Raw genomic sequence first — 19811 nt, forward strand, 5'->3', positions numbered from 1 at the left:
ATCCTGCAGCGTGCCAGGGCCAGCAAGGCCCACCTGTCCGAGGATGAGCTGCGGTGGTTGGGCCGGTTGCTGTACGAAGTGGGCGCGCGCCTGCGTGAGCAGCGCTCCCGTCTGGAATTGGAGATGGGACTGCGGCTCCAGATGTTCGGCTCCGAGCTGACGCAGCATGTCCCCACCCGCGAGGAGTGCATCGCCGCCTGGATTCAACTGGGCAACTGGGAGGGTGCCATGAAGAAGGCTGCCTATGACCGGTGGCCCATCTGCCCACTGCGCGAGGAGTCCTGCGAGCACCGTGCCCGGAACGAGCTCGCGTGGATGCAAGCCTTCGCGGGCACGGGCGAGCTGCCCTGAACTACCGTGTCTGTCTGGATTCGACGAGCCCCTGCTCCCTCAGGAAGGCCACGGTCTTCTCCACTCCCTCGGAGAGAGGCGTTGGCTCGAAGCCAAGCTCACGCCGGGCCTTGCTCGCATCCACGCGCACATTCCACAGCAGGAAGGACAACTGCCCCGACGCGATGAGGGGTGTGAAGCCAAACATCCTCGCCAGGGGCGCGGACACCGCGGCGAGCACCTTCATCACCCCCGCGGGCATGGTGGGCGGCACCCGGGCCCCCAATCCCTCCACCCGGAGGATCTCCCGCACCAGCTCCGCGTTGCTCACGTGCGTGTCGGCCAACAGGTAGCGCTCACCTGGGACACCGCGCTCGGCCGCCGCGAGGTGCGCGTCCGCCACCCCGTCCACGTACGCCACCGGCATTCCCCCGGGCGGCAGGGCCGGCACCTTCCGGTTGAGCACCTGGAGGAACAACGAGTTGAGCCCCACATGCACCGGAGATGGCCCGTACACCGCGCCTGGATTCACATACACGAGCTCGAGCCCCTCGCGCCGGATCACCTCCGCCTCCCGCTCCGCGGCCTGCTTCGAGCGCTCGTAGGCGGTGGGCTTCGGCTCCGTGTCCAGGTTCGTCTCCACCAGCGTGCCCCCACGGGGCGCGGCGAAGACATCCATCGTCGAGGTGTACACCACCCGCTTCACCCGCCCGGCGAGCGCGGCCCGCAGCACGTTCACCGTGCCCTGGCGGTTCACCCGGTCGAAGATGCTGTCATCCGGCTGCCACTGCTCGGGCATCCCCGCCGCGTGGAACAGCCACTCCACGTCCCGCACGGCCGCCGGCAGCGAGTCCGGCGCCGTCACGTCGCCTCGGACCAGCTCCACGCCCGCCGGTAGCAGCCGTGCGGCCCGCTCCGGGTCCCTCACCAACGCGCGCACCTGATGTCCCCGCGCCAGCAACCTCTGGGTGATGGCGTTTCCGATGAGGCCCGTGGCCCCCGTGACCAGCACGTTCATTGTCTTCCTGCCCTCTCGGGGTCCGCCCCCCCATGACGAGGAGGCCCCTGGCTCGCGATGTGACGGCTCCGCATGCCGCTCGGCCTGCTCTCCCAGGGAGCATGCGGCGGCCCGGTGCGGGCGTCCACTCCGACTCACTCCCACTGCTCACAGCCCCTGCTCGCCCACTCGAACAAGAAAGGACGCGACCCACCGTGGCCCTCGAAAGGAACCCCCTCATGCCCTTCACTCCCGACCTGCTCTTCCATGAGACGCTGTCCGGCCCCATGGCCCTGGGCAGGCGGGAGTCCGAGCCCCCCGCGCGCCACGGCCGCACCACGCGCCTGTCCCTGCACGCCACCATCCGCATCGACTCCATGGAGGACTTCCTCCTGGACCCCGAGCACGAGGCCTGGCTGGGCGGGCACCTCTCCTTCCCGCCCTTCTCCAAATGCCTCCCCGTCCGCCAGGGCCGCTTCCAGCTCTTCTCCCCCTCGGACGATCCGCTCATGCGGTTGATGCACTACGACGCCCGCTTCGAGCACGAGGGACGCACGTACTTCCTGGCCGGCACCAAGTTCCTCCGGGATGACCCGGGGCCGGACCTCTGGACGGACACGACCCGGCTGCTCACCACCCTGCACGAGGGCCACGACGAGCGGGGCCCGGTGGTGGCCACGGGCGTGCTCTCGGTCGGCGTCCGCGAGCTGCTCGCGCTCATGGCCAGCATGCGCTCACCCCGGGGCGGCCCCCAGACGATGGTGCGCTTCGGCCGGTTCTTCCTCGGCAACCTCTGGGAGCTCTACGCATGACCGCGCGACCCGAGCACTTCGACGCCATCATCGTCGGCTCCGGCTTCGGCGGCTCGGTGATGTGTTACCGGCTGGCCGAGGCGGGCCTGCGCGTATGCCTGCTCGAGCGGGGCAAGGTGTACCCGCCGGGCTCCTTCCCTCGCAGCCCCCGGGAGATCCGCCACGGCTTCTGGGACCCGGGCCGCGGCCTTCATGGGCTCTTCAACATCTGGTCCTTCCGGTGGTTGGGGGGCGTGGTGGCCAGCGGGCTGGGCGGCGGCTCGCTCCTCTACGCCAACGTGCTCATCCGCAAGGACGAGCACACCTTCGTCCGCGAGGACCGGACCTCCGGCGGCTACGAGTACTGGCCCGTCACCCGCCAGGAGCTGGAGGCCCACTACGAGCAGGTGGAAGCGATGATGAAGGCACAGCGCTTCCCCTTCGAGCACGAGCCCTACCGCTCCACCCCCAAGACGCAGGCGATGAAGCAGGCCGCCGGGCGGCTGGGGTACGAGTGGTTCCTCCCGAAGCTGGGCGTGACCTTCGGCAACCCGGGGCAGCGGCCCGTCCCGGGCGAGCCCATCCTCGAGTCCGCGCCGAACCTGCACGGCCGTACGCGCCTCACCTGCCGCATGTGCGGGGAGTGCAACCTCGGCTGCAACTACGGCAGCAAGAACTCGCTGGACTACACGTACCTGTCCGCCGCGAAGCGCCTGGGCGCCGAGTTCCGCCCCCGGTGCGAGGTGAAGGCCTTCCGCCCGGACGTGGGCGGTGGCTACGCCGTCGAGTACGTGGACTACAGCGGCGTCACCGAGAGCGAGCCGCTCCCGCGCGAGCCTCGCCGGCACCTCGTCACCGCGGACCGGCTCATCCTCGCGGCCGGCACCTTCGGCACCAACCAGTTGCTGCTGCGCAACCGGCACTCGTTCCCCCGGCTCAGCCGGCAGCTCGGCATGCGCTTCTCGGGCAACGGCGACCTGCTGGCCTTCCTCCTGGGCAGCAAAAACAGTGACTCCGGCACCTCCCGGCCACGCGTGCTCGATGGGGGCAATGGCCCCGTCATCACCAGCGCCATCCGCGTCCGGGATGCGCTCGAGGGCGGCGATGGGCGAGGCTTCTACATCCAGGACGCCGGGCACCCGGAGCTCCTCAACTGGCTGTACGAGTCGCGCAACCCCCTGCCGGTGATGCTGCGCTCGCTCAAGCTCGCCGGGCGGCTGGCCCGGGAGTGGGCGCGCACCGAGCGCAAGAGCGACATCGGCGCGCATCTCGCCGAGGCGCTCGGTCCCTGCATGGACTCGGCCACGTCGATGGCGTTGCTCGGCATGGGCCGGGACATGCCCGATGGCAGGTTGCGGCTGACACGCCACGGGACACTGGACCTGGACTGGAGCCCTCGCGGTGGCTCGGCCAGATACTTCCGCCGGCTGCGCGGAGCCATGGAGGAGATCGCCTCGGCACTCGAGGGGGAGCTGGCGCACAACCCGCTCGGCTACCTGGGCCAGATGGTCACCGTGCATCCACTCGGTGGCTGCGCGATGGGGCGCGACAAACACGAGGGTGTCGTCGATGCCCACGGCGAGGTCTTCGGCTATCCCAGCCTCTACGTGGCGGATGGCTCGGTGATGCCCGGGCCCGTCGGCCCCAACCCCGCGCTCACCATCGCCGCCCTCTCGGACCGCTTCGCCGAGCGGCTCCTCGCACGGCGCCCCATCCACCCGAGCACCCAGGAGCAATCGGGGGCCGAGGCGGCCTGAAACCCATCATCCTCACGGAGGAAGACACATATGAACGTTTCGCCAAGGACGAAGGACTCGCGGACACCGGAGCACGGGCGCGTGGTCCCCCGCTTCACCCTGGAGGGCGTGCCGGACGCCGATGTCCGCACCTACCCTTTCACCACCGGAGACAAGCTCGGGCTGAGCATGCTGCGCTTCCAGCGTGAGCCGTGTGACGACGCGGTGCTCATCATCCACGGCCTCACCACCTCCAGCGACATGTTCATCATGCCGGAGCACGAGAACCTGGTCCGCCACCTGCTGGACCATGGGTTCACCGATGTGTGGACGCTCGACTTCCGGATGAGTAACCGGCACCCGTACAACCTGCTGCGGCACCGCTACACGATGGATGACATCGCCGCGTTCGATCACCCGGCCGCCATGGCCCGCATCCGCCAGGAGATCGGCAACAAGCGGCTGCACGTCATCTGCCATTGCCTGGGCTCGGTCTCCTTCCTGATGAGCCTCTTCGGTGGCGCGGTGGAGGGCATCACCAGCGTCATCGCCAACAGCGTGGGGCTCACTCCGCGCATCCCCACGTGGTCGCGCCTGAAGCTCGCCGTGGCGCCCTTCTTCCTCGAGCGCGTGATGGATCTGCCCTACGTCGACCCCAACGCCCGCGACGAGCCCCTGCTCTCCCGGAGCGGGCTGATCGGACGAGCCGTGGAGTTGCTCCACCCCGAGTGCGACGTGCCGGCCTGCCACATGCTCAGCATGATGTGGGGCACCGGCTGGCCCGCGCTCTACCACCACGAGAACCTGCACGACGTCACCCATCAGCGTGGCGGAGATCTCTACGGCGCCACCAGCGTCCACTACTACCGGCACGTGCGGAAGATGGTGAGCGCCGGCGGCGCCGTGAAGTACGACCCCTCCGACCCGAAGCTCGACCATCTGCCCGACGATTACTTCGACTTCGCCGAGGAGATCGACACGCCGGTCCTGTTCGTCACCGGAGAGAGCAACCACGTCTTCACCGACTCGAACATCGTCTGCTATCAGCGGCTCGAGTCACTCGCACCGGGACGGCATTCGCTCGAGATCATCCCGGGGTATGGGCACCAGGATGTTTTCATGGGCAAGGACTGCGCGCGCGACGTGTTCCCCCGCTTCGTGCGGTACATGAACGCGCACCGGGGCGAGCGGAAACGCCGACAGGTCCATCTCCACGTCCAGGAGGACACGGCGCTCACGGCGCATTGATTTGACCCCGATATCCCCTCTCCCCTCGGGAGAGGGTCGGGGTGAGGGTATCTGTCCCTGTTCTTCAATCCATGGACTCCAGTGTGGACAGGGGATTCAACCCGGGATGCGTGGCACCCTCACCCCGTCCCTCTCCCGGAGGGCGAGGGGAAATGACCGCGTTGTCAGCACTTGTTCCCAGGTGCACTCCTTCGCAGGCCAACTTGAAGGGGATCGAGCCATCGAAGGCCGGAACCTCCCCCTGACAGGATTCATCCATCCTGACGCAGGTGGAGAGGGGTTTCCGGGCGCTATCGGGACTCGTGTACGCTGCCGCCTCCGGACACAGGAGCACCGAGGGGTCTCATGCGATTGAGGAATCTGGTGGTGGTGGCGGTAGTGCTCTCGAGCGGCTGTCAGCAGTCCGCCCGGCCCGAGTCGGCCACCACGATCGAGCAGCCACCTGGCTCCGGAGCGAACGCTGGCACCCAGGCCTCTCTTCCGGAAACGGCCGGGGAAGCTCCACCCGCCGAGCCCCCACCCGCTCCGGCGGAGGAGCTTCCCGAGCAGACGTGGTCGGCTCGCTCCGCGGACGGCAACGCGGAGGTCCAGCAGACCGCGTTCAGCAACGGCAAGACCCTCCGGTGCACGAGCACCTCGACGTGGTCATCACCGTGGGATGCCCGGAAGGTCGTGTGGAAGTGGGACACCTGCATCGCGACGCGGGAGCAGCTCAAGTTCGTCTCTCCAGACGGCAAACGGGTGCTCGTGATCAATCCACTGCCCGCCTCCCTCCAGGTAGGGGCCCGCTGGCAGGACGTGGAGGTGGCCACGCTCTACGAGCATGGAGTACGCGTGAAGGGCGCCAAGGCCGGAGCCCTCCTCCGTGCTCCCATCGAAGTGCGCGAGCCCGCCCTCCGCATCCTCTGGCTCAAGGGCCATGGAGGCTTCCCGGGAGCTCCCCCTCGCTACACCTCCGACGGGAAGGCCGTCGAGCTCGACATGGTCGATGGACAGGCGCTCCGCCTCGGCTTCGAGGGTGATGGCTTCCCAGCCTCGCCCGAGGAGAAGCAGGTCTTCAACGCTTCCGCCGGCATGTACCGGTACGAGGATGAGAAGGGCACGGTCCACTTCGTGAGCTCGCGCGACGACGTGCCCGACGCGTACCGCACCCGAGCCGTGCCCGTGGATGCCCAGATCCTCACCATGAGCGGCCCACTGGGTCTCGGGGAGCCCCATGCATCCGGGCCCAGACCGGAGCCCACGCCCACGCCCGTGGCGAAGAAGGACCCGAGTCCCGAGAAGGTCCTGGAGAACGCCCGGCTCGCCTCTCCCGCGGAGCTCCTCCAGCGGGCAAGAGACACCGTGAAGCAGGTCGAGGAGGCCCAACGCACCCGGGAGAACCTGGCGGACTCCCTGCTCTCGGGCGCCCCTGTTCCCGCGGGACAGGCTCAGCCCGCGTCCGGCGCCCAGCCCCCCTCCACCGCCGGCAAGAACCCGAATCCCGAGCTCCCCCTGGAGAAGGCCCGGGTCCCCACACCCGAGGAGCTCCTCGAGCGGGCCCGTGAGGCCGTGAAGAAGGTCGAGCAGGTACAACGCGCGCAAGAGACTCCACCCCAGTGAACCTGCTCCTCGTCCAGGACTCCGACTTCCTCCCCGATGGCACCGTCCAGATGACGGGCCGCCGGGCCCAACACGCCCGCGAGGTGCTCCGCGCCGAGCCCGGAGAAACGCTACGCGTGGGCAGGCTCGGTGGGCTCGTGGGCACGGGCGAGGTGCTGGAGAACACACCGGGCCTGCTGCGCCTGCGCGTCTCCCTCACCGACCCGCCTCCCCCGAGAGCCGGGGTGGATCTGCTGCTCGCCATTCCCCGCCCCAAGGCCCTCAAGCGCGTGCTGCCCGCGGTGGCCCAGCTCGGGGTGGACCGCGTGGTGCTCGTCAACGCCGCGCGCGTGGAGAAGAGCTACTTCGACTCCAAGGTGCTGGCCCCCGGCTTCGTCGAGGAACTCCTCCTCCAGGGCCTCGAGCAGGCCCGCGATACCCGGCTCCCCAAGGTGCTCATCCGCGAGCGCTTCCGTCCCTTCGTCGAGGACGAGCTGGATGCCATCTTCGGCACCGAGGCCCTCCGGCTCCTCCCGCATCCGCCCGCGCCCCAACCCCTGCACCGGGTGGGCGTCCAGGAAGCACCGCGCGTGGTGATGGCCGTGGGACCCGACGGCGGCTGGGTGCCCTTCGAGGCCGAGCTGCTGGAGGCCCACGGCTTCCGGCCCTTCTCCCTCGGCCCTCGCATCCTCCGGGTGGAGACCGCCGTCCCCGTGCTCCTCGGACAGCTCGCGCTGCTACGGGAGGACACCGCGCGCACGGCCTGAGGGCCTCGTCGCCGCACGCAGGACCTCCACTCGCGGCAGCAGCGCGCCGGCCTTCACGGCGAGGAAGACGCCCTCCGCCGCGTCGAGGACCGCATCCGCCCGCTCGGGCGCATGCACGAACCACCGCTCCGCCTGGGCCAGCTTCACCAGCCCCACCTGCAACACATTGCCCGTGGCCTCGGCCAGCTCGAGCGCGCGGGCCAGGTGCGCCTCCCCCTCCTCCTCTGGCACCAGTGGAGCCAGCGCGCGGCGAGAGAGGATCTCATCGAACGGATTGGCGAGCACCGGATCCAGGGAGCGCTTCAGCGCCGCCTCCGCCGCCTCTCGCGCGGCGTCCAGACGGCCCTGGTTGAGCTCGAAGCGGGACTCGTAGACACGCACCAGCGTCTCCATCCGGAAGTCCCCCGCCCTCGCGGCCTCCAGCGCCCTGGGCAGCGACTCGCGCGCGGCGGCCGCATCCTCGAAGAGGACATCCCGGCACGCCGAGTACACCAGCACGTACAGCTTCAACCAGCGGTCCCCGGGCAGCACCTTGGAGAGCTGCTCGCCCTTGGCCACCACCGCGGCCACCAGCTCGTGCTCGCCGCGCTCCAGGTAGTAGGGCGGCGTGTAGATGGCGAGGTTGCGCTCGGGCAGGCGCGGGTGGCCCAGGAGCCGGATGAGCTCCTGCTTCTCGCTGAAGGGCGGCACGAAGGCCGTGGCATCGCCGATGAAGGACGCGCGGACGATCTGCGACTGTAGATGGTAGATGCGGATGTCGGTGAAGCCGTAGGCGTCCGCGACGTCGAACCCGTCCTGCGTGGCCAGCTCGTCGAGCGGCTCACCGCGCAGGGCCAGGTTCATGTTCAGGAAGTAGCAGCCCATGCCGAGCGCCCACGCCAGGCGCCGGGGCGGTTGCTCCACGGTGTCGCGAAGAGCACGCAGCCGGTCCACCTCCGCGCGCTGAGCCTCCACCACTCCCGCGAAACGGCCGGTGTGCGAGCTGAGCGCTCCCCTCGCGATGAGGGCACCGGAGCGATAGGGCGACTCCACCGGGTGCTCGGCCTGCACCCGCTCCAGCAGCGCGTGGAACTCCGCCGTGCGGCCCATGATGGCCAGCGCGATGCTCTGCAATATCTGGAGCTCCGCCTGCTTCCAGAAGACCTCCGTGGGCGCCATCCGCGGCTCGATTGGAATCTCCCGGATGACACGCGGCAACGCCTCGCGACGCCCGGCCTCCGGGGCCGCGGACGCCTCCGCGAGCCGCGCCAGTGCCTCCCGCCGGCCCGCGCCCAGATCCACCGTGGCCGCCCAATGGGCGAAGAGCTTCTCCGCGTAGAGCAGCGAGGTGGGCGGATCGCTCACGTAGCCGATCTCGATGAGCGTCACCCAGGTGCGGATGAGCTGCTCCGCGCGCTCGGGTGAACGAGGCCCGGCCTCCAGAAGCGCGGCGGCCTCCTTCAGCACCAGCGTGGCATCCAGCAGGGCCTTGGCCTCGATGGAGGCCTGTCCGGCGCGCAGCAACGGGATGACGGCGCGCTGTGGCTCGTTCGAGCGGATGAAGTGGTAACCCACCGCCCGCGCCACACCCGGCCGGTTGCCGCCCAGTTGCAGGAGGAACTCCGCGATGCGCCCGTGGTGGGCCCGCCGCTCCGCCTCCGGGGTGCTGTCGTGGAGCGACTCGTGCACCGTGTCGTGGGTGAAGACACAGCGGCCCTCCACGCGCTGGAGGAACTGGCGCTCCACCAACTCGTCGAGCGCATGGAACAACTCCGCCTCGGGCAGCTCCGCCAGCGCGCGCACCAGGGGCAGCTCCAGGCTTCGCCCCGCCGGAGCCAACCGCCGCAGCAGCGCCACCCGCTCGTGGGGCAGCGTGGCCAACCGCGCCAGCACCGTCTCCCGGATGCTTCCTGGCAGCTCGCGCTCCTCCAGGTTCTCCACCGCGCACCAGCGGCCGCCCACCCGCTTCAGGGCGCCCTCCTCCACCAGCATGCGCAGGCACTCGGTGGCGAAGAAGGCATTGCCGCCGGTGGTGTCGTGCAGCCGGGCCACGAAGCCCGCGGGCACGTCCAGGCCGGGCAGCACCAGGCTCACCAGATCCTCGATGTTCCCGGCCGTCAGCGGCGAGAGCTCCAGTCGCGAGGTGAGCCCCTCGTCCACCGTCTCGAAGGCCAGGCTCAGCCGGTTCAGCTCGTTCGAGCGGAAGGTGGCCACCACCATCCCGCGCGTCTGGTGCAGCGCGCGGATGATGACGTTGAGCACCTCCAGCGACGCGGCATCCGCCCACTGGAGATCCTCGATGCACAGCACGAAGGTGCACTGGTGGCCCAGCGTCTGGAGCCACTCGGCGAGCGCCCCGAAGACGGCCATCTTCTCCGCGCCCGCGTCCCGGAAGGTGGGCACCGGCCCGGTGGCGAGCGACGGCACCAGCTTGCCCAGCAGGGGCCGCAGCCGCTCCATCAGCTCCACCGGGGTGCGCGGCACCAGCATCCGCAGCGCCTGCCCCACGGGCGCCAGCGGCGCCAGGCCCTCCGCGCGGCACTGGCCCACTCCGACGGAAACCTCGGCGAGCTGGGCCTGCAGCTCGAACTCCTGCAACAGGCGCGACTTGCCCACGCCCGCGGGCGCCCCCAGCAGCACCGCGCGGGACTCTCCCTGGCCGGCCTTCTGGAGCGCGCGCAGCATCAACTCCAGCTCCGCCTTCCGCCCCACCACCTCCGGAATGTGCAGGTAGCTGGTCCTCGCCGCCAGGGGCTCCTCGGGCAGCGGCTCACCACTGGCCTGGCACAGCGCCGTCAGCAGCTCGGAGGCGTTCTGGAAGCGCTCGCGGGGATCCTTGGCGAGCAGCACGAGGATGATCTCCTCCAGCCAGGGCTCCACCGGGCAGATGCTGGAGGGGCGCGGGGGGTGGCGGGTGAGGTGGTCCGCGAGCAGCGACGCCGGGGTGTCGCGTTTCTTGAAGGGCAGCTGGCGCGTGGCCAGGAAGTAGGCCATCACCCCGAGCGAGTACAGGTCCGCGCGCCCGTCGATGCTGGCGCCGCGCTGCCACTCGGGGGCGAGGTACTCCAGGGTGCCCTTGAGCCGGCCGGAGCCCGGCGTGCCCACCTGGTGCATCACCCCGAAGTCCATCAGCTTCACCGCGCCGGAGCTGGTGATGCGCACGTTGCTGGCCTTGATGTCGCAGTGCACGTACAGGCGCGAGTGGATGAAGGCCAGCACCTGCGCCATCTGGATGAGGATGCGGTAGAGGGTGCGGGTGTCGAGCACCTGCTCGCGCGCCAGCCGGCTCAAGTCCTGGCCGTCCACCGCCTCCATGGTGATGAAACGGTGGCCCGACTCGGTCAGCCCCCAGTCGAACACCTTGAGGGTGCCCGGGTGCTGGAGCCGCTTCATCGCGAAGAACTCGTGGCGGAACATCAGCACCAGCTCCTCGACCTTGGCGTGCGGCAGGCCCGCGGGCAGCTGCATCACCTTGAGCGCCACGCGGCGCTGCTCCTGCTCGTCCTCGGCGAGCCAGATGCGGCCCATGCCCCCCTCGCCCAGTTGCTCGCGGATGAGGTAGCGGCCCGACACCCGCATTCCCGGCTCCAGCGAGCGCCGCTCGGCGAACGAGATGCCCGGCATGGAGATGGGCGTGCGGTTGTCCATCGAACCCAGCGTGCCGCTGGAGAGCAGCCCCCGGCTGCTGTCGATCACCGCTGTCTGCTCGTCGTCGCTCATCACGGGCCGCATGTCACACCCCGGCTCGCCGGAAGCCCGGGAGACAAGGAATAACACGATTCAATGGGAGAGCCAGTACCGCCCTACGTCGGACACCACGTGGAAGACGTGGTGCATCGGGCTTGAAGGGGCGCGATGGGTTGTTGAAGAGTCACCTCCATGGCGAAGAAGACCCCATCCAGAGCCCAGGCCGTCGCGGCCACCGCGCAGGAGCCGGTGCCCGAGCAGCAGCCCCTCATCACCCCGGAGTCGGAGTCGAAGGCGAAGCCCGCCGGTCATGACTCGCTGGCGCCCCCCGCGCTGCTCGACTTCATGATGAAGGGGTGGAAGCCCCAGGGCGGCAAGCCCCCTCCGAAGATGAAGAACGCCGAGGTCTTCGAGGCCCGGCGCCGGGAGCTCTCCAAGCTCTTCCCGGGCGAGACGCTCGTCATTCCCACCGGCCACGAGAAGGTGCGCGCCAACGACACGTACTACCGCTTCCGGCCGGGCACGGACTTCTACTACCTGACGGGCAACATGGAGCCCGACTGCGTGCTCGTGCTTCAGCCGAAGGAGGGCGGCGGCCACACGGACATCCTCTTCGTGGAGACCAACCCGGGCCGCAGCGACTCCACCTTCTTCACGGACCGCGTGAAGGGCGAGCTGTGGGTGGGCCCGAGGCTGGGCGTGAAGGAGAGTCAGGCGCGCTTCGGCGTGCACGAGGCTCGCGGCCTGCCCGAGCTTCCGGGCTTCCTGGAGGGCCTGAAGGGCGCGGCCGTCATCCCCACGCGCGTGCTGCGCGGCATGTCCGCCCGGGTGGACGGCGCGGTGACGGAGCATGCCGAGCGCGACAAGCAGCTGGCCACGGCGCTGTCCGAGATGCGGCTCATCAAGGACAAGCTGGAGGTGCGCGAGCTGGAGACGGCCATCGACTCCACGCACCGGGGCTTCGAGGACGTCATCCGCCGGCTGAAGGCCGCCCGGAGCGAGCGCGAGGTGGAGGGAGTCTTCAACCTGCGCGCGCGGGTGGAGGGCAACGACGTGGGCTACGGCACCATCGCCGCGGCCGGCCACCACGCCTGCGTGCTGCACTGGACGCGCAACGATGGCGACATCAAGAAGGGCGAGCTGCTGCTGCTGGACGCGGGCGTGGAGGGCAACAGCCTCTACACGGCGGACATCACGCGCACGCTGCCCATCTCCGGGAAGTTCTCCAAGGAGCAGCGCGAAATCTACGAGCTGGTGCTGGAGGCGCAGAACCAGGCCCTCGCGGCGGTGAAGCCGGGCAACGACTTCATGGAGCCCAACCGGGCCGCCATGAAGGTGCTGGCCGAGGGCCTGTATGAGCTGGGCATCCTCAAGACGACGCCGGAGGAGGCACTGAAGGAGGAGCACCAGTTCTACAAGCGCTACTCGCTGCACAACGTCAGCCACATGCTGGGCCTGGACGTGCATGACTGCGCGCAGGCGCGGCAGGAGGCCTACAAGTACGGCAAGCTGAAGGCGGGCATGGTGCTGACAGTGGAGCCGGGCCTGTACTTCCAGAAGGATGACCTGACGGTGCCGGCGAAGTACCGGGGCATCGGCGTGCGCATCGAGGACGACGTGCTCGTGACGAAGACGGGCTGCCGCGTCCTGTCCGAGGACATCCCCCGTGAGCCGAGGGACATCGAGGACTGGATGAAGCAGATCTGGAGCGAGAAGCGCTGATCCCCTTCGGGCAGGTCCGCGAAGGCCTGACCCTGGGGAACATGTGCTGACAGCTGCGGCCATTTCCCCTCGCCCTCCGGGAGAGGGACGGGGTGAGGGTGCCACGCATCCCGGGTTGAACCCCCTGCTCACATCGAGGGCCACGGGTTGAAGAACAGGCCCGGGCACCCTCACCCTGACCCTCTCCCGAGGGGAGAGGGAAGATATCAACGCTTCGGCTGCGGGCCGCGGTCGAAGCACCCGAGCAGCAGCCGCGCGCGGTCGGGCCCTGGGCGATGACCCCAGGGCACCACCGCTGGCGCGCTCAGGAAGTAGGACTCGAGCTCGCCCACCTGCGCTCGCGACACGAGCCCCTGCCGCTTGAGGAGCTGGATGGACGAGCAGTCCGCGCCCTCCTCCCCCGGGCTCTCCACGGGCACCGCGTGCGCGCACGCATGGCCGAACCAGAAGAGCTGCACCTTCGGCGGCAGTCGCGCCAGCAGGCCGGGGTTGTACTCGACATGCGCCGGAACGCCGGGCCACCCGGAGAACCACAGCCCGACATCCGCGAGCGAGGTGTTCGGCACGAAGGCCACCGGCTCCCCCTGGGCGGACATACAGGACATGGGCACGCCCGCGATCCGGGGGTGGTACGGCGTTCCGGCCTGGTCTCGCGCGAAGCCGGGAAGGCCCACGAGCACCGTGAGCGCCAGGAGGGTCGAGCGCATCCTCATCCCGCCTCCACCTTGAACTCGCGTGGCGCCGTGGAGGCGTCGGGGCTCACGGTGAAGGACAGGCGGCCAATCTCCCGCCCGTCCTCGGTCTCCATGGCCACGCGCCAGTCACCGGGCCGGGGATTCGTCACGTACGCGAACGTCCGGAAGCCTCGCTCGCGCCCGCCCTGCTCCAGGTACAGGTCGTCATAGGCGTGGTACTGCGACCAGCCCTTCTCCGGGTCGTCGTAGTACCAGCGGATGACGAGCCGGGTGCCCCGGTCTCCCGCGCGCTGCGGCTTGAAGCTCGTGGGCGCGAAGACACTGGCGAAGAAGTAGACCCGGTCACCGGGGCGCGCGCGGAAGTCCTGGTCCCCGCGCTCCCACAGCCGCCATTCGGCGCGCTCGTGGAGCAGCCGGTAGTCCTTGCCCCGGGGGCCCTTCACCACCTCCACGCCGTGGTAGATGCCGCTCGAGAGCATGGACAGCGGCACCGGGGGAATGGCCTTCAGCAGGTACAGCGCGACCAGCAGCCCCTGGATGCCGAGCCCCGGCAGCGCCACCTGCCGCAGCGTGCGCCGCCCTTCTCCGCTCCACACCCTCACCAACAGGGTGATGAGCAGCGTGGCCACGCAGGACAGGCCCACGGAGGCCATGAACAGCGTCCCGCTGTAGTAGCCGAGCACCACGGGCAGCAGGTACGCGAAGTACGAGGTGAGGCAGAAGCTGAAGAGCCCCACGCGCACCACGGGCCCCAGTGCCCGGAAGCGCGGCAGCTCGTTGGCCACCAGCAGCCCGAAGACGCCCGTGAGGAACAGGAACGCCGTCAGCCCGGACGCGCTCTTGAAATAGAAGAGGGTGTAAGGGCTCAGCAGCCCGCCGAGGAAGAAGTGCAGCGCGTCCTCGCGGAAACGCCACACCCGGGCCAGCCACCGCGGCGGCTCCGTGTCCCAGCTCCAACGCAGCTCCACCAGGAGCAGCAGGCCCAGCACACCGAGGAACACGCCCTGCTTGGTGAGCACGAGCCAGTTGTCGATGCGCCGCAGCGTGGCGATGTCGTAGGCGAAGCTCGCGAAGAAGAAGAGCGCCAGCTCCCACTTCGCGTGGCGGGCCCGGAAGTCCCGCACCCGCTGCCTCAGCGTGGGAGCCGCCTCCGCCAGCACCTCGGACGGGACGCGGGCGGCGGGCGCCTCGGAGACCACGTGGAGCGCAATCCCGGGCCCAGACGGCTCCCGTGCTGGCTCGGGGGGAGCCGCCGTTTCCAGGGGAGGAGGAGAGGTCTCGGTCGCCACGTCCCCGCATTGTAGGGGAGCGTCCCCTGGATGTCCCTTCCTGGCTCCCGCGGGGAGCGGGGAGGCCGGCCGCCGTCCCGTCCAGCGGCCGGCCGGGCCCCCTCGAGTCCCATCGTCGAGCGCGTCTCCACGAGCCACGGCCGGGTGTTTCCCGGCTATCGCAGCGACTCGGCCGTGGACTGCCCGGTGTTGCTGAATCCTCCAACGGCCAGCACCCGCCCATCGCTCAACAGGTTGGCGGTGTGCCCATAACGGTCCACGCCCATGCTCATCAGCGGTCGCCACGTTCCCGACGTGGGCTCGTACGTCTCCGCGAATGTCTGGATGCCGGTGGAGTCGTCATAACCGCCCGTGACGAGGAGGCGGCCATCCCTCAGCAACGTGGCGGTGTGGAGTCGCCGGGGGTTGTTCATCGCGCCAGCCGCGCGCCAGCTTCGCGTGGCCGGCTCATACAGCTCGGCGGTGCTGGAGGGGAATCCATCCTCCGCGCCGCCCGCGACCAGCACCCGTCCATCCACCAGCCGGGTCGCCGTGTGCCAGGAGCGTCCCCGCTCCAGGTTGCCCACCGGAGTCCACGTACCGGTGGCGGGCGTGTACACCTCCGCGCTGTTCAGCCGGCCTTCGTTCCTACCGCCCACCACCAGCACCGTGCCATCCGCGAGCAGGGTGGCGGTGAACGAGTGCCGTGCCTGCAGCATGCGCCCCGTGGCCTTCCAGGTGCCCGTGGCCGGCTCGTACACCTCCGCCGAAGCCAGCACCCGGCCATCCCCCTCCATTCCGCCCATGACAAGCACCCGCCCGTCGGACAGCAGGGTGGCGGCATGGTGGCTCCGGTACGTCACCAGGTTGCCGGTGGCGCTCCAGGTGCCGGAGGCCGGCTCGTACACCTCCGCCGAGGCATCGGCATGAGCGCCCTGCCCGCCCGCCACGAGGACTCGTCCGTCATGCAGCCGGGTCGCCGTGTGGTAGCGGTGTCCCGTGAGCGTGTTGCCGTGCAGGGCCCACGTGTCCGTCACCGGCTCGTACACCTCCGTCGTGCCGTTGTAGCCGCCGACGACGAGCAACCTCCCGTCCTTCAACTCCGTGGCGCTGTGGAGGATGCGGCCGTTCGACAGCGCGCTGGCAGGCCTCCACACGGAGAGGGGATCACACGCGTCGCCCCGGCCATTCCCATCCCCGTCCGCCTGGTCGGCGTTGAAGACCCCGGGGCAGTTGTCCCGCGTGTCCGCGTGTCCGTCCCCGTCATCGTCCGGATCGCATACATCCCCCTGCCCATCTCCATCGAAGTCCTCCTGGCCCGGGTCGGGGATGAGCACGCAGACGTCCACGTCGTCCAGGACTCCGTCCCCATCGGCGTCCAGGTAGATCTCCACCTCGCTCGTGGCAACGCTGGCATGGCCCTGCGTGTCCGTCACCCGCACCGACACCGTCCGCATCCCCGCCGGGGCATCCGGAGACGTGGTGAGCGTGACGGACTCGCCGGAGATGTCGAACACACCATCACCGTCGAGATCCCACTCGTGCGTGAGCGAGTCCCCCTCGGGATCGATCGCCGTGGCCGTGAGCAGCAGGGAGTCACCCGCCGCGACCCGATACGAGCCGTCCAGGAGGACGGTGGGCGCACCGGCGCGAGGAGCGAAGCGACGGTACGAATAGGCCGCCGTCGTGTGTGCCAGCTCGACCTCCCCACTCAGCAACAGGGCCTCCCGCTGGTCGAGCAGCCTCACGTTGCGCACGGTGTACGGCCCGTCCGCGAGGGAGCGATGGATGTCTTCCCCGCGGAAGCGCAGCTCGACGGCATTCGCACCGAGCCGGGCTGGCACCACCGTCACGGCCCGGGCGATGACGCGGCCATCGGCGGCCACCAGCTCGGCGGAGACCCCCAGCGACTCCTCCTCGCTCTCATAGCTGGAGAGGACCTCCAGGGTGACCGCGAGCGCGCTGCTCAACCCGGGGACGTCCTCGCGCGCAATCGCCACGTCCCCGAGGACGCGGCCCAGACGGAGCGCGTTGGAGTGGACCTGGATGAACGCACGGCCTCCGCGCTCGAAGCGCCTGCCCTCCGCCCGGCGCCCGCTGAGCGCCCAGTCCAGGGCCACGTAGCCCCCCACCGGCGCCAGCTCGTAGCGCGCGGCGTACTCGGTCTCACCCATGCGCTCCAGGACGAGGCTGTCCGTGGTGCCATCGGAGCGGTGGACCGTCACCCGGACGTCCGCGTCCTCCACGGCCTCCGAGAAGCTCAACCCGAGCCGGGCCGTGGCCCCCTGGGCGTAGAACTGCCGGTCCGTCGAGAAGGTGGCCGTCAACGGGCTGTCGAACGAGGCCGCGGCCGTGAAGGAAGTCCCCGTGTCGGCAATGTCCTCGCCCCCCTCCAGCCGCAGCTCCCAGGTCCCGGCGCGCGCGGCCGGGAAGTAGTACTGCGCCCCCGCCGGGCTCCCGAGGTAGACGACCGCATCCGGCTCTGGCCTGTCCACGTCCTCCACCTCCGAGGTCTCCGGATCCACCTCGAGGGAGGCGGCGTATTCCGGATCGATCACCTTGCCCGTGGGGTCGACGAGCGTGACACGCACCGAGCCCTCCTCCCACGAGGCGGCGAACGTGGTCGGCCCTCCTTCCACGGAGAGGAGGCGCGAGCGGACCTCCCCGCGTTGCAAGCGGCCCTGCTCCAGGCGGGAGAGCTGGGCGAGGGCGGGCGTGGTGGCCGGAGAATCCGCGGAGTCCGTCAGCCCGCGCAGGCGCGGCTCGAAGGCGCCAGGAGGTGGCCCCGGCCATGCGCGGGTGCCGCACGTGCGGGTGTTGCGCTCGATGAGGACGCGCCGGGAGCACCGCTCGAAAGCCTCTCTCGAGTTGCCTCCATTCCACTCGTGGTAGTCGCGAGGCCCCAGCCCGCGATCCCCTCCGCCCCAGTGGACCTCTCGGGTGATGAAGCGGTCGATATCGAGACCCGGCAGTCCGGAGGCACTCGACGTATTGATGAAGCCATCATCCGGCCCCTGGATCAGCGCTCCCATGGCCCAGCCCCTGCCATTGCGGAAGTCCGTGTCCGGCCAGGGAATGTTGACACAGATGTTCCTGCGGAAGACGCGGATGCACTTCCGGGCCACCGTCCACATGGGCGAGTTGCCCGCCGTCAGGTGGTAGTCGACCTCCCGGCGTTTGAAGTGGGTCAGGTTGAAGAGCGCCATCCCCAGGGGAGTCATTTCGCAGACGGCATCCGGACGGGGGGGGACGCACCCGAGCGAGAGCGGCACGGGCGTTCCCAGATGGGGGCTTCCATGGGTGAAGAGCCGCGAGACATCCCCCTCATAGTCCGGCCCCTCGACGTACGCGCGCGACACGAGGCCCCCCATGCTCTGCGCATAGAGGATGGCCTGGTCGCGGCCCGTCACGAATAGCGCCTCGTCGATCCAATTCTTGACGCGACGGGCATTCACGTGGAACAGCGGCGTACGGAGCAGGGTGGTGTCGAGGTCCCTCTCCACCGTGAAGTAGCCCGCCTCGCGGAACGCCCGCGGGATGCCGTCGAACTCGAAGCGGTTCGAGTTCCACCCGTGGACGAAGACGATGGGGTCGCGGTCCCATCCGAAGATGACGACGGTCTCTGAGGGGTCGGACTCCGTCAGTGTGACGGTGTAGTTCGCATCCTGGAAACCAGGCGAGCCGAAGGCCCACCCCCTCTGGCTCGCCCTCAGGGTGTAGGTACCGAGGGGAAGGTGCTCGAGACTGAAGAGCCCCGCGTCATCCGTGGTGGTGGTGTGTCCATTTCCCGCATCGATCGTCACCCCCCCGAGGCGGGTCCCCACCTGACCGGCGAACACCATTCCAAAGATGCGGCCAGGAGGAGGAGGGGAGGTGTCATACTCGAGCACCAGCTTGGGATGGAGTCTGGGATTGGGGTGATCGCTCGAGGCGAAGACGACCGAGCGGTAGGGCTCCTCCGTCATGAGCTCGAGAATGAAGCCATGGTAGGCGTCGGGTTGGGCCAGCTCGCGGGCGATGCGGTCGGTGATGTCGATCTGATAGTCCTGGTCGGGCGAGGTGCTCGGCAGAAGCAGGTCGGCGAGCCGGTGCTCGATGCTCGGCTGGTTGTTCCAGGTCACCGAGGCCTCGTCCCAGGGAGAGAGAATGGACGCGACGCGCAACGCGTTGACGCCGGAATGCCCCCCCGTCCAATGGGTGGGGTCCGCGGAGAGGTGGAGCGTCGCCTTGGCGAGGATGCTGCCGGGGGGGAGCGGGGAAAGGTCGAAGTCGATGAGGCCGCGCTGGCTGGCGGGGCGGCCATCCCACATCCAGGAGAGGGCTTCGAGGTAGCCGTGGTTTCCCGCGGGCTCATCCGCGTGCTCGGGGTGCGAGAAGATGCGGCTGTCCTTCCCCTCGGCGCCAGGCTGCAACGTCAGGACGAGGGCCTGCCGCGTCCGAGCGAGGGAGGGAGGTGCTTCCAGCTCCGTTGCGCACCCGCTCATCAGCAGCAGGGCGGTGAGACTGGCCGAGAGGATCCATCTGGCTGCGTACACGCGATGATGCTCCTTGGACGTGACTGGAGAGATGTCCGTGAGTGAGCAATCGACGTGCCGCCACGGACGCGGCCGGGGAAGACGGTGTCTCCAGAGCGCCTGGAGCCGGACACGCGCCCGGAAGGCCGCCAGCTGCATCCACCTGGAGCCACCGCGCCCCACCGCACTGCCTCCGCTCGGAGCCAGCGAGGCCGCCTTATCGGCATGCCCTCCCTGGCTCCCATTGCCCATGGGCGGCCCAGAACCGCTCCGTCACATCGAGAAGCTCTTCAGGACCGGGCAATATCCAAAGATTTCATGGGTGAACTTGTAGTCCGCGACAGAGCTGCCAACCCGCGAGGTGCAGAGCCTGGCATCTGTCTGGACACAACCCAGGCCGGTGTCGGTCACGATGAACGATGTACGAGACCCGCCATCACCCGGAGAGTTCCAGTGATGCTCGAGGTAGCCAAAACCCTTGCCCAACCCGGGACCG

At 69.4% G+C, this 19811-nt stretch carries 13 protein-coding genes; 7 read left to right on the top strand and 6 right to left on the bottom strand.

Features of this window, described 5'->3' with window-relative positions; genetic code table 11:
- Positions 1-351, top strand: a 351-nt coding sequence (locus Q664_RS59490; RefSeq protein ID WP_043405324.1) for a hypothetical protein, incomplete at its 5' end; no start/stop codon positions are given.
- Position 352: 1 nt separating this feature from the next.
- On the opposite strand, the gene Q664_RS34100 is transcribed toward Q664_RS59490, so the two are convergent.
- Positions 353-1348: an NAD-dependent epimerase/dehydratase family protein gene (locus Q664_RS34100; RefSeq protein ID WP_043405327.1), complete on the bottom strand. Its 996-nt coding sequence runs from the start codon at positions 1346-1348 to the stop codon at positions 353-355.
- A gap of 218 nt (positions 1349-1566) precedes the next feature.
- Here Q664_RS34100 and Q664_RS34105 point away from each other — a divergent pair, with 218 nt between their 5' ends.
- The 5 genes from Q664_RS34105 (at position 1567) to Q664_RS34125 (ending at position 7450) form a co-directional block, all read left to right on the top strand.
- Complete coding sequence (locus Q664_RS34105; RefSeq protein ID WP_052519013.1) at positions 1567-2139, top strand: hypothetical protein; 573 nt, start codon at positions 1567-1569, stop codon at positions 2137-2139.
- Positions 2136-3875 (top strand): GMC oxidoreductase, encoded by a 1740-nt coding sequence (locus Q664_RS34110; RefSeq protein ID WP_043405331.1) that lies wholly within the window; start codon positions 2136-2138, stop codon positions 3873-3875. Before Q664_RS34105 ends, Q664_RS34110 begins: the two co-directional genes overlap by 4 nt.
- A gap of 30 nt (positions 3876-3905) precedes the next feature.
- Positions 3906-5102, top strand: coding sequence for an alpha/beta fold hydrolase (locus Q664_RS34115; protein WP_052519014.1), 1197 nt, complete (start codon positions 3906-3908; stop codon positions 5100-5102).
- A gap of 345 nt (positions 5103-5447) precedes the next feature.
- Positions 5448-6704, top strand: a complete 1257-nt coding sequence (locus tag Q664_RS34120) for a hypothetical protein (protein WP_152622502.1) — start codon at positions 5448-5450, stop codon at positions 6702-6704.
- Positions 6701-7450 (top strand): 16S rRNA (uracil(1498)-N(3))-methyltransferase, encoded by a 750-nt coding sequence (locus Q664_RS34125; RefSeq protein ID WP_043405337.1) that lies wholly within the window; start codon positions 6701-6703, stop codon positions 7448-7450. Before Q664_RS34120 ends, Q664_RS34125 begins: the two co-directional genes overlap by 4 nt.
- On the opposite strand, the gene Q664_RS34130 is transcribed toward Q664_RS34125, so the two are convergent.
- Entirely contained in the window at positions 7421-11149 is a 3729-nt protein-coding gene (locus tag Q664_RS34130) for a protein kinase domain-containing protein (RefSeq protein WP_084610543.1), read from the bottom strand. The two genes, Q664_RS34125 and Q664_RS34130, sit on opposite strands and share 30 nt — an antisense overlap.
- A gap of 159 nt (positions 11150-11308) precedes the next feature.
- Between Q664_RS34130 and Q664_RS34135 the strand changes: the two genes are divergently transcribed.
- Entirely contained in the window at positions 11309-12838 is a 1530-nt protein-coding gene (locus tag Q664_RS34135) for an aminopeptidase P family protein (protein WP_043405339.1), read from the top strand.
- Between the two features lie 206 nt (positions 12839-13044).
- Here Q664_RS34135 and Q664_RS34140 read toward each other — a convergent pair whose 3' ends face one another.
- The 4 genes from Q664_RS34140 to Q664_RS61490 form a co-directional block, all read right to left on the bottom strand.
- A complete protein-coding gene (locus Q664_RS34140; protein ID WP_043405341.1) occupies positions 13045-13545 on the bottom strand; it encodes a hypothetical protein in 501 nt (166 codons plus the stop codon).
- 2 nt (positions 13546-13547) lie between these two features.
- A complete protein-coding gene (locus Q664_RS34145; RefSeq protein WP_043405344.1) occupies positions 13548-14822 on the bottom strand; it encodes a DUF2914 domain-containing protein in 1275 nt (424 codons plus the stop codon).
- A 155-nt stretch (positions 14823-14977) separates the two neighbouring features.
- The gene (locus Q664_RS53050) at positions 14978-19336 is read right to left on the bottom strand and encodes a Kelch repeat-containing protein (protein WP_160174561.1); all 4359 of its coding nucleotides are present in this window, start codon (positions 19334-19336) and stop codon (positions 14978-14980) included.
- A gap of 252 nt (positions 19337-19588) precedes the next feature.
- On the bottom strand, positions 19589-19811 hold a 223-nt coding region (locus Q664_RS61490; protein ID WP_235216985.1), incomplete at its 5' end, for a hypothetical protein.

It is taken from the genome of Archangium violaceum Cb vi76, from assembly GCF_000733295.1.
Classification (GTDB): Bacteria; Myxococcota; Myxococcia; order Myxococcales; family Myxococcaceae; genus Archangium; species Archangium violaceum.

Excerpts from the sequence above, each read along its gene's own strand:
- Q664_RS34115 (WP_052519014.1), top strand. The coding sequence starts at position 3,906 with ATGAACGTTTCGCCAAGGACGAAGGACTCGCGGACACCGGAGCACGGG.
- Q664_RS34105 (WP_052519013.1), top strand. The coding sequence starts at position 1,567 with ATGCCCTTCACTCCCGACCTGCTCTTCCATGAGACGCTGTCCGGCCCC.
- Q664_RS34135 (WP_043405339.1), top strand. The coding sequence starts at position 11,309 with ATGGCGAAGAAGACCCCATCCAGAGCCCAGGCCGTCGCGGCCACCGCG.
- Q664_RS34120 (WP_152622502.1), top strand. The coding sequence starts at position 5,448 with ATGCGATTGAGGAATCTGGTGGTGGTGGCGGTAGTGCTCTCGAGCGGC.
- Q664_RS34100 (WP_043405327.1), bottom strand. The coding sequence starts at position 1,348 with ATGAACGTGCTGGTCACGGGGGCCACGGGCCTCATCGGAAACGCCATC.
- Q664_RS34140 (WP_043405341.1), bottom strand. The coding sequence starts at position 13,545 with ATGCGCTCGACCCTCCTGGCGCTCACGGTGCTCGTGGGCCTTCCCGGC.
- Q664_RS34130 (WP_084610543.1), bottom strand. The coding sequence starts at position 11,149 with ATGAGCGACGACGAGCAGACAGCGGTGATCGACAGCAGCCGGGGGCTG.
- Q664_RS34110 (WP_043405331.1), top strand. The coding sequence starts at position 2,136 with ATGACCGCGCGACCCGAGCACTTCGACGCCATCATCGTCGGCTCCGGC.